This is a genomic window from Streptomyces sp. Ag109_O5-1 (genome assembly GCF_003814875.1).
Taxonomy (GTDB): domain Bacteria; phylum Actinomycetota; class Actinomycetes; order Streptomycetales; family Streptomycetaceae; genus Streptomyces; species Streptomyces sasae.
Window position 1 is genome coordinate 3,383,311 of sequence record NZ_RKQF01000001.1, and the last position, 13,194, is coordinate 3,396,504.

A 13,194-nucleotide genomic window follows, 5' to 3' on the forward strand; every position below is an offset into this window, starting at 1 on the left:
AGAGAGGGGGGAGCGGCCACGCGTGGGCCGACGACAGCCCACCAGTCTACGTGGTCCCGGAAACCCCTAGTTACTGCCGCTGGGCTCCTTCGGCCGTGCCTCCGCCGGACCACGCCGCACCGCACCCGGCGCGTTCCACTCCTGCCGCTTGCGCGCCCGGATCTTGGCCGCCTCGGAGGACGCCAGCTGGTAGGGCACGGAGGTCACCATCACACCGGGTGTGAACAGCAACCGGCCCTTCAGCCGCAGCGCGCTCTGGTTGTGCAGGATGTGCTCGTACCAGCGGCCGACGACGTACTCCGGGATGATCACGGAGACCGCGTCGCGCGGCGACTGGGCGCGCAGGCTCTTCACGTACTCGATGATCGGCCGGGTGATCTCGCGGTACGGCGAGTCGAGGACCTTCAGCGGTACGTCTATACCGCGCCGCTCCCACTCCTCGCGCAGCGCCTTCGTCTCGGCCGGGTCGACGTTGACGGTGAGCGCCTCCAGGGTGTCCGAGCGCATCAGCTTGGCGTAGGCCAGGGCGCGCAGGGTGGGGCGGTGGATCTTGGAGATCAGGACGACCGAGTGGACGCGGGAGGGGCGGACGAGGTCGTCGTCCGGTTCCTCGGGGGCCGAGATCTCCTCGGAGACGCGGTCGTAGTGCTTACGGATCGCGGTCATCGTGGCGTAGAAGATGCACATGCCGAGCAGCGCCACCCAGGCACCGTGGGTGAACTTCGTGACCAGGACGACGACCAGCACCAGGCCGGTGAAGAAGGCGCCGAAGGCGTTGATCGCGCGGGAGCGGATCATGTGGCTGCGCTTGGCCGGGTCCTGCTCCACCGCCAGGTGGCGGTTCCAGTGCCGGACCATGCCGGTCTGGCTGAGCGTGAAGGACACGAACACGCCGACGATGTAGAGCTGGATCAGGCGGGTCGAGTCGGCGCCGTAGATGACCGTGAGCAGGGCGGCGGCGCCGGCGAGCAGCACGATGCCGTTCGAGAAGGCGAGGCGGTCGCCCCGGGTGTGCAGCTGACGCGGCAGGTAGCGGTCCTGGGCGAGGATCGAGCCGAGGAGGGGGAAGCCGTTGTAGGCGGTGTTCGCGGCCAGGAAGAGGACGAGGGCGGTGGCGGCGGCGAGCACGATGAACAGGAAGCTGCCCTTGCCGAAGACGGCCTCGGCGACCTGGGAGATCACCGGGTTCTGGACGTAGCCGGAGCCGATCGGGACGCCGTTGTGGATCAGGTCGGTGGCCGGGTTCTCGGCCATGCGGACCTTGGTGACCGCGGCGAGCGCGATGATGCCGCAGAACATGGTGACGGCCAGCAGGCCCATCATGGCCAGCGTGGTCGCCGCGTTCTTCGACTTCGGCTTGCGGAAGGCCGGCACGCCGTTGGAGATCGCCTCGACTCCGGTGAGCGCGGCACAGCCGGAGGAGAAGGCGCGGAGGAGGAGGAAGACCAGGGCGAAGCCCGCCAGGCCCTGGTGCTCGGCCTTGATGTGGTAGTCCGCGGTCGGGGCGCGCATCGTGTTTCCGAGGACCAGGCCCCGGAACGCACCCCACGCGATCATGATGAAGACGCCGCCGACGAACACGTACGTCGGGATCGCGAAGAGCTTGCCGGACTCCTTCACACCGCGCAGGTTCATCAGCGTGAGCAGCACGATCACGGTGACCGCGCACAGCACCTTGTGCTCGACGACGAAGGGGACCGCGGAGCCGAGGTTCTCGATGCCGGAGGCGATGGAGACGGCGACGGTCAGGACGTAGTCGACGAGCAGGGCACTGGCGACGGTGAGGCCCGCCTTGGCGCCGAGGTTGGTGGTGGCGACCTCGTAGTCACCGCCGCCGCTCGGGTAGGCATGCACGTTCTGCCGGTAGGAGGCGACCACCGTGAACATCAGCACGACGACCGCGACGGCGATCCAGGGGCTGAAGTGGTAGGCCGACACGCCCGCGATGGACAGGACCAGCAGGACCTCCCCCGGCGCGTAGGCGACGGAGGACAGCGGGTCGGAAGCGAACACGGGGAGTGCGATGCGCTTCGGCAGGAGCGTTTCGCCCAACCGGTCGCTGCGCAGTGCGCGCCCGATCAGGATCCGTTTGGGCACGTCGGTCAGTTTGGACACGAGAGAGGATCGTAGGCCTTCCACCTGGCAGGTCTCCAGCCACAGTGCCGGATCTGCCTCCCGAGTGAAAAAGGTGACGGATGGAACTGCGGATTCCGCAGCTTACGCCCCATCCGTGCCTAGATGGCAGACCCCGCCTGTCTTCGCACTTCGGAGGTCCCATGCCCGCGACCGCAGAGCTGATCGGCGCCACGGTCGCCCTCGTCGGCCTCGGAATCCTCACCGCCTGGAGCGTGCGCAGCATCACTCGGCGATGAGCTTGGCCGAGGGGTGCCCGGCGGGGACGGTGCGTGTGTAGCTTGGGCCTCAGTCTGAGACCCTGATGTGGCTGAGCAGTAACTTTGGGACACCGGAAGGACGGTCGTGCACATCGTCATCATGGGCTGCGGCAGAGTGGGTTCCGCTCTCGCCCAGACCCTGGAGCAACAGGGGCACACGGTCGCCGTGATCGACCAGGACCCCACCGCCTTCCGCAGGCTGGGCCCCGGATTCGGGGGCCGTCGGGTCACCGGAGTCGGCTTCGACCAGGACACCCTGCGCGAAGCCGGCATCGAGGAGGCGGGCGCCTTCGCCGCCGTCTCCAGCGGTGACAACTCGAACATCATCTCCGCGCGGGTGGCCCGTGAGATGTTCGGTGTGGAGAACGTCGCGGCCCGGATCTACGATCCCCGGCGCGCCGAGGTCTACCAGCGCCTCGGTATCCCGACCGTCGCCACGGTCCGCTGGACCGCCGACCAGATGCTGCGCCGGCTGCTCCCCTCGGGCGCGGAGCCGCTGTGGCGCGACCCCACCGGCGGGGTCCAGCTCGCCGAGGTGCACGCCTCCCCGAAGTGGGTCGGCCACAAGATCAGCAAGCTGCAGGAGGAGACCGGTGTCCGGGTCGCGTTCCTGACCCGGCTCGGCGAGGCGATGCTGCCCACCTCGCAGACGGTCCTGCAGGAGGGCGATCTGGTGCACGTGATGATGCGGACGGACGACGTCGACAAGGTCGAGGCCGCCTTCGCCGAGGGTCCGGAAGAGGAGGGCGGTCACTGATGAGGGTCGCCATTGCCGGAGCCGGCGCGGTCGGCCGCTCGATCGCGGGCGAGCTGCTGGAGAACGGCCACGAGGTCCTGCTGATCGACAAGGCCCCGACCGCCATCTCGGTGGAGCGGGTCCCCCAGGCGGAGTGGCTGCTGGCCGACGCCTGCGAGATCACCTCGCTGGACGAGGCGGCGCTGCAGCGCTGCAACGTCGTGATCGCCGCCACGGGCGACGACAAGGTGAACCTGGTCGTCTCGCTCCTCGCGAAGACGGAGTACGGCGTTCCGCGCGTCGTCGCCCGGGTGAACAACCCGAAGAACGAGTGGCTGTTCAACGAGGCCTGGGGCGTGGACGTCGCCGTCTCCACGCCGCGTCTGATGTCGGCCCTCGTGGAGGAGGCGGTGAGCGTCGGCGACCTGGTCCGCCTGCTGCGCTTCAGCCACGGCGACGCCAACCTCGTCGAGCTCACCCTGCCCGAGGAGTCGGCCCTGGCCGGCACCCAGGTCGGCGACGTGGAGTGGCCCCAGGACACCTCCCTGGTCACGATCATCCGCGGCAACCGGGTCCTGACCCCCTCCCACGAGGACTCCCTGGAGGCGGGCGACGAACTTCTCTTCGTGGCCGCGCAGGCCCGCGAGGAGCAGTTGGAGGACCTGCTGTCGGTCCGGCGCGAGGACAGCTGACGCAGGCAAGGAAGAAGGGCGCCCTCCGCTGCGGAGGGCGCCCTTCTCTCGTGTGCTACCTGCGGTGGCGTCCGCCGGAGGCCTCGCCGCTCTCCGCGGCCGACGCCGCCTTGCGCTCCTCCTCGGCCTTCTCCGCCGCCTCCATCTCCGCGAAGACGTCGATCGGCGCCGGCGCCTTGGCCAGGAAGACCCAGGTCAGCCAGACGGCGAGCAGGAACGGCGGGATCTTCAACGCGACCAGCACCCAGCCGAGTTGGGCGGTGTTGGCCCACCAGTAGAGCGGGAAGAGGATCGCGCACTTGGCGAGCAGGATCAGGCCCCAGGCCCAACTGGCCTTGGCGTAGGCCTTCTTGCGGCCCGGGTTGCGGGTGCGCCAGGAGAGGTTCTCCTTGAAGACCGGGCCGAGGATCAGGCCGATCAGCGGGACCCCGCACAGGGTCGTGACGATGTACGCCAGCGCCAGGCCCAGCGTGTAGAGCATGCCGGGCAGGTAGAAGTCCTTGGCGTTGCCGGTCATCATCGCGAAGACGACGCCGAAGGCGACGCCGAAGACACCGCTGAAGGCGTGCTTGACGGTGTCCTTCATGGCGAGGCGGACCACGACCAGCACCAGGGAGACCGCGAGGGCGGCGATCGCCGACCAGTGCAGGTCCTTGTTGATGGTGAAGATCGTGACGAACAGCAGGCCGGGCAGGACGGTTTCGACCATGCCGCGCACGCCGCCGAACGCCTCGAACAGCGCAGCCTCGGTCACCGCCCGCGCATCGGCCTGCGCCTGCGTGTCTTCGGTCGGCTTGTCGAGCGACGTCACCGGCTACTCCCTACCGAGGGGTCTCAGTTCGTACTTGGGATTGAACAGCACCCGGCGGCCCCGGCTCATCGAGATCCGGCCAGATGCGATCAGCCTGCGCCCCGGTTCTATGCCCACGATGGAGCGCCTGCCGAGCCACACCACGTCCAGCGCGGCGGAGCCGTCGAACAGCTCCGCCTCCAGGGCCGGGACTCCGGCCCGCGGCCGCAGTGTGACCGTGCGCAAGGTACCAGTAACAGTGACGATCTGCCGGTCCTGGCAGTCGCCGATCCGGATACAGCCCGCGATGTCGGCATCCTCGCGCAGCTCCTCCGACTCCAGGTCCTCCTGGGACGAGGAGAGCCGGTCGAGCATGCGCCGGAACCGGCCGACCGGCCTTTCGGAACGAGGAACAGCACTCATGTCTGAAAGCGTACCGGGGCCCGCCGACACCACCGTAGTCCAGCTCGCCTCCCGGACCGGCGGCCTGGATCACTTCTCGAACCGATAGCCCATCCCCGGCTCGGTGATGAAGTGCTTCGGGTGCGACGGGTCCGCCTCCAGCTTCCTGCGCAGCTGGGCCATGTACACGCGCAGGTAGTTGGTCTCCGTCCCGTACGACGGCCCCCACACCTCCTGGAGCAGCTGTTTCTGGCTGACCAGCCGGCCGGTGTTGCGGACCAGCACCTCCAGCAGATGCCACTCGGTCGGGGTGAGCCGGACGTCCCGGCCGGCCCGGTTGACCTTCTTCGCGGCCAGGTCGACGGTGAACCCCTCGGTCTCCACCAGGACGTCGTCCTCGTCGCCCCCGGCGACGGGTTCCGCACGGCGTACGGCGGCCCTGAGGCGGGCCAGCAGCTCGTCCATGCCGAAGGGCTTGGTGACGTAGTCGTCGGCGCCCGCGTCGAGCGCCTCCACCTTCTCGTCGGAGGAGTGGCGGGCCGAGAGCACCAGGATCGGCACCCTGGTCCAGCCGCGCAGCCCCCTGATCACCTCGACGCCGTCCATGTCGGGCAGGCCGAGGTCGAGGACGACCACGTCGGGGTGGCGGGAGGCGGCCGTTTCGAGAGCGGTCCGGCCGTCGGGGGCCGCGTCGACCTCGTACTTGCGCGCCTTGAGGTTGATCACGAGGGCGCGCACGATCTGCGGCTCGTCGTCGACCACGAGCACACGGGTCATGAGGCCTGCCTTTCCGGTTCTGCCACGCCGTCCGCCACGGCTTCTGTTACTGCGGTGACCGATCCTGCCGCGAGGAGGCTGAGGACCATGGTGAGCCCGCCTCCGGGCGTGTCCTCGGCGTTGAGGGTGCCGCCCATCGCCTCGGCGAAGCCCCTGGCGACCGCGAGCCCCAGTCCGACCCCGGCGCCGCGCGGGGCGTCACCGTAGCGCTGGAAGGGCTCGAATATGCGGTTCTTGGCCTCGTCGGGCACGCCGGGCCCGCGGTCCACGATCCGTACCTCCACGCGGTCCGCGATGGCGCTGGCGGAGACGAGCACGGCGCAGTCCTGCGGGCTGTACTTGACGGCGTTCTCGACCAGGTTGGCCACGGACCGCTCCAGGAGCCCGGCGTCGGCCCGGACCATGGGCAGGGTCTCGGGGACGTCCAGGTCCACGCTGCCCTCGGGGACGCCGACCAGGGCCATCGGGACCACCTCGTCGAGGTCGATCTCGCGGACGATCGGGGCGACGGTGCCGGTCTGCAGGCGGGACATGTCGAGCAGGTTGCCGACGAGGTGGTCCAGCCGGTCGGCGCCGTCCTCGATGCCTTCGAGGAGCTCCGCCCGGTCCTCCTCGGACCACGCCACGTCGTCCGAGCGCAGTGACGACACCGCGGCCTTGATCCCGGCGAGCGGGGTGCGCAGATCATGGCTGACGGCCGCCAGGAGGGCCGTACGGATCCGGTTGCCCTCGGCGAGCGCGCGGGCCTGCTCGGCCTCCTCCTGGAGGCGTCTGCGGTCCAGTACGACGGCGGCCTGGGCGGCGAAGGCGGCGAGCACCCGGCGGTCCTCGGCGGGCAGCACCCGGCCGGTCAGCGCGAGCGCCATGTGGTCGCCCACGGGCATGTCGACGTCGGCGTCCTCGGGGCGCTCCAGCGCGGGTCCGAAGCCGGCCCGCCCGGCGCAGGTCCACGGCTCGACGTCGCCCGCCCGCTCCAACAGGGCGGCGGACTCCATGCCGAAGGTCTCCCGGACCCGTTCGAGCAGTTCCTCCAGGCTGGTCTCGCCGCGCAGCACGTTGCCGGCGAGGAAGGAGAGGATCTCCGACTCGGCGCGCAGCCGGGCCGCCTGGTGGGTGCGGCGGGCGGCGAGGTCCACGACCGAGGCGACCGACAGCGCGACCCCGAAGAAGATCACGATGGCGACGATGTTCTTCGGGTCGGCGATGGTCAGCCGGTGCAGGGGCGGGGTGTAGAAGTAGTTCAGCAGCAGCGAGCCGAAGGCCGCCGAGGCCAGGGCCGGGAAGAGCCCGCCGAGCAGTGCGGCCGCGACCGTGAAGGTCAGGAACAGCAGCATGTCGTTGGCGAGGCCGAGCTCGACGGTGTTGAGCAGCAGCGCCATGACGACCGGGCCGACCAGACCGACCAGCCAGCCCGCGATGATCCGGCCGCGCCCGAGCCGGGCGCCCCGGGCCACCGGAAGGCCGCGCCCCTTGGCGACCTCCTCGTGGGTGACGATGTGGACGTCCAGGTCGGGCCCCGACTCGCGGGCGACGGTGGCGCCGACGCCGGGCCCCAGGACGTACTGCCAGGCCTTGCGGCGCGAGGAGCCGAGGACGATCTGGGTGGCGTTGACGCCGCGTGCGAAGTCGAGCAGGGCGGCGGGGATGTCCTCGCCGAGGACCTGGTGGAAGGTGCCGCCGAGGTCCTCGACGAGGGCGCGCTGGACGGCGAGTTCCTTCGGGGAGGCGGAGGTCAGCCCGTCGCTGCGGGAAATGTAGACGGCGAGCACCTCGCCGCCGGCGCCCTTCTCGGCGAGCCGCGCGGCCCGTCGTATCAGCGTCCGGCCCTCGGGCCCGCCGGTGAGGCCGACGACGATCCGCTCCCGGGAGCCCCAGATCGCCGAGACCCGGTGCTCGCTGCGGTACTGCTTCAGGTACTCGTCGACCCGGTCGGCCACCCACAGCAGCGCCAGCTCGCGCAGGGCGGTGAGGTTTCCGGGGCGGAAGTAGTTGGACAGGGCCGCGTCGACCTTGTCCGGCTGGTAGATGTTGCCGTGCGCCATGCGCCGGCGCAGCGCCTGGGGCGACATGTCGACCAGCTCGATCTGGTCCGCACGCCGTACCACCTCGTCGGGCACCGTCTCACGCTGGCGCACGCCGGTGATGGACTCCACGACGTCGCCGAGCGACTCCAGGTGCTGGATGTTGACCGTCGAGATCACGTCGATCCCGGCGGCCAGCAGCTCCTCGACGTCCTGCCAGCGCTTGGCGTTGCGGGAGCCGGGGATGTTGGTGTGGGCGAGTTCGTCGACCAGGGCGACGGCGGGGGCGCGGCCCAGTACGGCGTCCACGTCCATCTCGGTGAACGTGGCGCCCCGGTACTCCAGCTCCCTGCGCGGGATCTGCTCCAGGCCGTGCAGCATCACCTCGGTGCGCGGCCGGTCGTGGTGCTCGACGAAGCCGACCACGCAGTCCGTGCCCCGCTCCACGCGCCGGTGCGCCTCGGAGAGCATGGCGTAGGTCTTGCCCACACCCGGTGCCGCACCGAGATAGATCCGAAGCTTGCCGCGTGCCATGGTCCTATTGTCTTCCCGTGACTGCTGCCTACGCAGCGTCGACCTTACGGCCGACAGTCCCGGTGAACGGAACGGAAGGCCGGGCGGCGGGCATCTTTGACGCAACTCTGATGGCGCGGGTCGGTGCGTTCGGCTCGGATGGCATCGTCCGGCGTGGTCAGTGCTCGGCGATCTCCCCGTCGGCCAGTTCCAGCACCCGGTCGGCCAGGTCGAGCAGGGTCGTGTCGTGCGTCGCCACCAGCGCGGTGACGTTCTCACTCCGTACGACCGCGCGCAGCAGCTCCATCACGGCGTGCCCGGTCTCGGCGTCCAGCTGGCCGGTCGGTTCGTCGGCGACGATCAGCGCGGGGCGGTTGGCGAGGGCGCGGGCCACGGCGACGCGCTGCTGCTGGCCGCCGGACAGCTCACCGGGCCGCTGGGCCGCGTGCTCGGCGAGGCCGACCAGGCCGAGGAGCAGTTCGACGCGCTCCTCGCGCTCGCGGGCGTCGGTCCGGCGCAGCCGCATCGGCACGCCCACGTTCTCGGCGGCGGTGAGGATCGGGATGAGCCCGAAGGACTGGAAGACGAAGCCGATCCGGTCCCGGCGCAGTTCCAGCAGCCCGTTCTCGCCCAGCTCGGCGAGGTTGCGCCCGTCGACCGTGACACTGCCCCGGTCGGGTGTGTCGAGGCCGCCGACGATGTTCAGCAGGGTGGTCTTGCCGGAGCCCGAGCGCCCCTTGAGGGCGACCAGCTCACCGCGTGCCACCTCGAAGGAGACCCCGCGCAGCGCGTGCACGGCGGCGGCGCCTCGGCTGTAGGACCTGTGGACGTCCTCGACGCGCACCATCGTCTCGGTGATCACTCGGCTCATGCCCCGCTCCCCCGGTCGGCCGGGCGCCAGTATCGGGGGCCGGCGCCCGGCCGTTCAAGCGTTCGTCGGATCCGGTCGGGTTCAGGCCGGCTTCAGGTCGGGTTCAGTTCGGGTTGTCGCCGTGGGTGAGGGTCTCCCAGGCGACGAAGAGGTTGTTGGTGCCGGCGGGGCGGTTGGCCAGGGTGAGCGTCTGGGTGTTGGTCATGGCGATGCCCAGGCGGTTGTGGAGGGCGTTGTAGCCGACCTCGGTGACGGGGCCGAGGCCGAGGTTCAGGGAGCCGCCGCAGAGCCAGCTGGGGACGGCGGTGCCCAGCTGGTACTTGGACTGGAAGCCGAGCGCCTGCCGCAGCCGCTCGCCGACGTCGGTGCCGTACAGGTCCTCGCCCTGGATCCGGCTGGTCTCGGCGACGTGCGAGATCGCGGAGATCCCGTACCCGGTGTGGACGAAGTCCCGGCAGGTCTCCTGGGTGAGGCCGGTGACGAAGGTGGACTGGCCCTGCCAGTACGAGACGATCTTGGCGGTGGTGTCGAGGTTCTGGCTGGGCACGGTCTTCGGCACCGAGCCGTCGGAGGCGAGGTAGACATAGGCGGCCGTACGGGTGCGGAACCTGGCCATGGCCGAGTCGTAGGACGCCTTGTCCTCCAGGAAGACGGAGATGCCGACGGCGGCCTCCATCATCTTCAGCTCCCAGTTGCCGTTGGAGTTGGAGCCCTTGATGACGGTGGGGAGGTAGACGTTGCGCAGCATGGTGGCGAAGCGGGCCTCGTTCGCCCAGGTGCCGGTGTACGTGTACCTGATGATCTCGGCGGCCTTGGGCCAGGAGGAGCCGGCCCAGCCGGTCTGCAGGGGCGCGTTGCTGTTGGCGTGGCCGGTGATGGTGGCCGACCAGGCGTCCATGATCTGGATGGCCTTCTCGGCGTAGCGGGCGTCCTTGGTGATGTACCAGGCGAGCGCGTCTGTGTAGGCGGCGATCGCGTCCTCGCGCTCGTCGGTGCAGCCGTAGTCGGGGTCCGAGTACGGCCCGCACTCGACGGTGGCCCACGGCTTGGGCGTGCGGTTCAGGTCGGCGTACTTGCTCGCCATCATCTGGTCGTAGGCCGCCTTCCAGGGCTGGGCGCCCGCCAGCACCTCGGTGCGGGCGAAGTCCAGCTGGGACCGCGAGACGGTGACTCCGGGGTGCACGAAGGTGGCGGGGGCGGCCTGGGCGGGCCAGGAAAGGGCTGTGGCCACGAGGGCGACGACGGCCACCAAGAGTCCGGTTCTGCGCATACCTGAGGGCCTTCCGTTCTTTCATGTGAACGCGAGGCGCCTTTATGAACAGACGCGTTGAGCCGTGACGGTAGGTACAGACCAATGCGCCGTCAAGAGGTCACGCATATGAAAGGGCCGCACCCCTCGTGAGGGGTGCGGCCCTTGTCGCTTGCCGTGTGTTCTTACCGGACCTCGGTGATCTCCGGTCCGCGCTGGAGCTGGCCCATGCCGCCGGAGAAGCGCGAGGACTCCTCCTGCTGGACGCCCTCGGGAACCATCTGGGCGTCGTTCGGCAGCTTCAGGACGATCGGGTCGCGGGGCGCCATCGGGCCCTCGCCGCGGACCACGACGGTGTCCCGGAAGATCTGCTCCAGGAGCCCGGCGGCCTGCGGCTGCACCGCGCCCTGCCCGGAGATCACACCGCGCAGGAACCAGCGCGGCCCGTCCACACCGACGAACCGCACGACCTGGAAGCCGCCCGTGCCGTCCGGCAGCTGCACCGGCACCTGGGCACGCAGCTCCCAGCCCAGCGGACCCTCGACCTCGTCGACGATGCCGCCCTGCTGGGTGATGCCGGAGCCGATCTCCTCGCGCACCTCGCCCCAGATGCCCTCACGCTTGGGGGCGGCGAAGGCCTGCAGCTGGACGGCGCTGTCGCGCAGCACCACGGTCGCCGCGACGATCGCGTCACCCGCGACCTCGACGCGCAGTTCCATGCCGTCGACGCCGGGCACGAACAGACCGCCGAGGTCCACCCGGCCCTCGCCCGGCTCCCGCACCTCGGAGTCGTCCCACGGTCCGTCGGGCCGGGGCTCCGGTTCCAGGCGTACGCGCTCGCGCTCGCCCTCTTCCTCGTCCGCCTCGGTGTCGACGCTGTCGACGACCTGCTCGGCCTCGCCGGCCGCGTCCTCGGCGGCACCCTTCTTCTTGCGACGTCCGAACACGTCACTGTCCTTCCCGGTCGGATACGACCGAAGCGTATCGATTCCCACCCGTCGGACCGCCCTCGGCGGCCTGACCGCTTGTGCCGCTCACATCGCCCACCGCGGCATGACCGCCGGTGGACCCGAAGCCCCCCTCGGCCCGCGCCGAGCCGGGAAGCTCCGCCACCTCCTGGAAGCGAACCTTCTCGACCTGCTGGACGACCAGTTGGGCGATCCGGTCGAAGCGCTCGAACCGCACATCCTCGCGCGGGTCGAGATTCACCACGATCACCTTGATCTCCCCACGGTACCCGGCATCAATCGTCCCCGGGGCATTCACGAGGGCCACACCGCACCGGGCGGCGAGACCCGAACGGGGGTGCACGAAGGCCGCGTACCCGTCCGGGAGCGCGATCGACACCCCCGTGGGCAGTACGGCCCGTTCTCCCGGCTTCAGCTCACACGCCTCGGTGGTCCGCAGATCGGCCCCCGCGTCGCCGGGGTGCTCGTACGCCGGAAGCGGTACATCGGGGTCGACGCGGCGGATGAGGACCTCGATCGGACTCATGGGTTCACCTCGAAGGCACGGGTGCGCCGGACCTGGTCCGGATCGCTCATGGCGGCCCGGATCTCCTCACCGCGGCCGTTGTCGACGAAGTGTTCGACCGGGACCTCGATGAAGAGGGCGTCGGCGCGAACGGCGACGGGGCCCTCGGGGCCGTCCATGCGTCCGGTGGCGGTCGAGTAGATCTTCCGTCCGGCCACCGCGACGACCTCGGCCGCCAGGTGCAGCGTGGTGCCCACCGGCACCGGCCGTACGAAGTCGGTCTCCAGCCGTCCGGTGACGGCGATCTTCCGCAGCAGCCAGTTCAGCGAACCCAGCGTCTCGTCGAGGGCGGTGGCGAGGACTCCGCCGTGCGCGAGGCCCGGGGCGCCCTGGTGGGCGGGCCGAACGGTGAACTCCGCGGTGAGGGAGACCCCGTCACCGGCCCGCGCTTCCAGCTGCAGCCCGTGCGACTGCTCGTGACCGCACCCGAAACAGTGTTCGTAGTGGGCGCCGAGGAGCTCCCCGGGCGCGGGCGCATCGGGGTGCCGCACCGGTTTCCGGGCACTGGCGGGAGGCTGAAGAGCTGCGGAACTACCACTCACAGCCGCAGACCTTACCCGCGCGTCCAGTGAATCCGGACACCGTGCCAAGCTTGGCTCCATGCAGCTTTCCGCCACCCCGTACGAAGAACGCCTCACCGCCCCCCGGTCGTGGTGGTTCATCAGCTTCCTGGTCGGCGTCTCGTTCGCCCTGATACTGCTGCCCTTCGGCACTCTGCCGGCGCTGGGCGGCCTGGTCGGCGGCACGGCGGCGGCCGCCGTGGTGGCCAGTTCGTACGGCTCCCCGCGCATCCGGGTCGTGGGGGACTCGCTGATCGCGGGCGAGGCGAAGATCCCGGTGTCGGCCCTCGGCGCGTCCGAGGTCCTGGACCCGGAGGAGGCGCGCGCCTGGCGCACGTACAAGGCCGACGTCCGCGCCTTCCTGCTGCTGCGCGCCTACATCCCCAGGGCCCTGCGGGTGGAGGTCACGGACCCGGACGACCCGACGCCGTACCTGTACCTGTCGACGCGTGAGCCGGAGGCCCTGGCGGCCGCGATCGAGGCGGCCAGGACAGCGGCAAAGGCCTAGCGAAGCCTTCTGGGCTTCCGCGGGACAGCTGAGCCGCACGCGCCGCGACCGACGCCGGTCTCGCCGCGCACCGAGGGTCGGCCTGATCGCTCCCGGACGACTGGCCGCGTCGCGTCCGACAGCTGACCTGATCTCGACCCCGGCGGTTG

The 13,194-nt window shown here is 70.4% G+C and carries 13 protein-coding genes; 3 read left to right on the forward strand and 10 right to left on the reverse strand.

Annotation, left to right across the window (positions count from 1 at the left end; all coding sequences use genetic code 11):
* Positions 1-66: 66 nt before the first annotated feature.
* On the reverse strand, positions 67-2,115 hold the full coding sequence (locus tag EDD90_RS15130) for an APC family permease (RefSeq protein WP_123973517.1): 2,049 nt from the start codon (positions 2,113-2,115) through the stop codon (positions 67-69).
* Positions 2,116-2,478: 363 nt separating this feature from the next.
* Here EDD90_RS15130 and EDD90_RS15135 point away from each other — a divergent pair, with 363 nt between their 5' ends.
* Positions 2,479-3,150: a TrkA family potassium uptake protein gene (locus EDD90_RS15135; protein WP_123973518.1), complete on the forward strand. Its 672-nt coding sequence runs from the start codon at positions 2,479-2,481 to the stop codon at positions 3,148-3,150.
* A complete protein-coding gene (locus tag EDD90_RS15140) occupies positions 3,150-3,821 on the forward strand; it encodes a TrkA family potassium uptake protein (protein ID WP_123973519.1) in 672 nt (223 codons plus the stop codon). Before EDD90_RS15135 ends, EDD90_RS15140 begins: the two co-directional genes overlap by 1 nt.
* Positions 3,822-3,876: 55 nt before the next feature.
* Here EDD90_RS15140 and EDD90_RS15145 read toward each other — a convergent pair whose 3' ends face one another.
* The 9 genes from EDD90_RS15145 to EDD90_RS15185 form a co-directional block, all read right to left on the reverse strand.
* Complete coding sequence (locus EDD90_RS15145; RefSeq protein ID WP_123973520.1) at positions 3,877-4,632, reverse strand: DUF3159 domain-containing protein; 756 nt, start codon at positions 4,630-4,632, stop codon at positions 3,877-3,879.
* Between the two features lie 3 nt (positions 4,633-4,635).
* A complete protein-coding gene (locus EDD90_RS15150; RefSeq protein WP_123973521.1) occupies positions 4,636-5,034 on the reverse strand; it encodes an OB-fold nucleic acid binding domain-containing protein in 399 nt (132 codons plus the stop codon).
* 69 nt (positions 5,035-5,103) lie between these two features.
* The gene (locus EDD90_RS15155) at positions 5,104-5,790 is read right to left on the reverse strand and encodes a response regulator (RefSeq protein WP_123973522.1); all 687 of its coding nucleotides are present in this window, start codon (positions 5,788-5,790) and stop codon (positions 5,104-5,106) included.
* The gene (locus EDD90_RS15160) at positions 5,787-8,345 is read right to left on the reverse strand and encodes a sensor histidine kinase KdpD (protein ID WP_123973523.1); all 2,559 of its coding nucleotides are present in this window, start codon (positions 8,343-8,345) and stop codon (positions 5,787-5,789) included. Before EDD90_RS15160 ends, EDD90_RS15155 begins: the two co-directional genes overlap by 4 nt.
* Before the next feature lie 157 nt (positions 8,346-8,502).
* Positions 8,503-9,195, reverse strand: a complete 693-nt coding sequence (locus EDD90_RS15165; RefSeq protein WP_123973524.1) for an ABC transporter ATP-binding protein — start codon at positions 9,193-9,195, stop codon at positions 8,503-8,505.
* Between the two features lie 103 nt (positions 9,196-9,298).
* Positions 9,299-10,465, reverse strand: a complete 1,167-nt coding sequence (locus EDD90_RS15170; protein ID WP_123973525.1) for an alginate lyase family protein — start codon at positions 10,463-10,465, stop codon at positions 9,299-9,301.
* Between the two features lie 164 nt (positions 10,466-10,629).
* Positions 10,630-11,391 carry a DUF3710 domain-containing protein gene (locus tag EDD90_RS15175; RefSeq protein WP_123973526.1) on the reverse strand — a complete coding sequence of 254 codons (762 nt, stop codon included), beginning with the start codon at positions 11,389-11,391 and terminating at the stop codon, positions 10,630-10,632.
* A gap of 1 nt (position 11,392) precedes the next feature.
* Positions 11,393-11,938 (reverse strand): dUTP diphosphatase, encoded by a 546-nt coding sequence (dut, locus tag EDD90_RS15180; RefSeq protein WP_123973527.1) that lies wholly within the window; start codon positions 11,936-11,938, stop codon positions 11,393-11,395.
* Entirely contained in the window at positions 11,935-12,519 is a 585-nt protein-coding gene (locus EDD90_RS15185; RefSeq protein ID WP_123973528.1) for a PaaI family thioesterase, read from the reverse strand. Before EDD90_RS15185 ends, dut begins: the two co-directional genes overlap by 4 nt.
* Before the next feature lie 58 nt (positions 12,520-12,577).
* Between EDD90_RS15185 and EDD90_RS15190 the strand changes: the two genes are divergently transcribed.
* Positions 12,578-13,045, forward strand: coding sequence for a DUF3093 domain-containing protein (locus EDD90_RS15190; RefSeq protein ID WP_123973529.1), 468 nt, complete (start codon positions 12,578-12,580; stop codon positions 13,043-13,045).
* Positions 13,046-13,194: the final 149 nt, after the last annotated feature.

Bases quoted from the DNA above. Each gene is read 5' to 3' on its own strand.
- EDD90_RS15140 (WP_123973519.1), top strand. From the start codon at position 3,150: ATGAGGGTCGCCATTGCCGGAGCCGGCGCGGTCGGCCGCTCGATCGCG.
- EDD90_RS15150 (WP_123973521.1), bottom strand. From the start codon at position 5,034: ATGAGTGCTGTTCCTCGTTCCGAAAGGCCGGTCGGCCGGTTCCGGCGC.
- EDD90_RS15155 (WP_123973522.1), bottom strand. From the start codon at position 5,790: ATGACCCGTGTGCTCGTGGTCGACGACGAGCCGCAGATCGTGCGCGCC.
- EDD90_RS15160 (WP_123973523.1), bottom strand. From the start codon at position 8,345: ATGGCACGCGGCAAGCTTCGGATCTATCTCGGTGCGGCACCGGGTGTG.
- EDD90_RS15165 (WP_123973524.1), bottom strand. From the start codon at position 9,195: ATGAGCCGAGTGATCACCGAGACGATGGTGCGCGTCGAGGACGTCCAC.
- EDD90_RS15170 (WP_123973525.1), bottom strand. From the start codon at position 10,465: ATGCGCAGAACCGGACTCTTGGTGGCCGTCGTCGCCCTCGTGGCCACA.
- dut (WP_123973527.1), bottom strand. From the start codon at position 11,938: ATGAGTCCGATCGAGGTCCTCATCCGCCGCGTCGACCCCGATGTACCG.
- EDD90_RS15190 (WP_123973529.1), top strand. From the start codon at position 12,578: ATGCAGCTTTCCGCCACCCCGTACGAAGAACGCCTCACCGCCCCCCGG.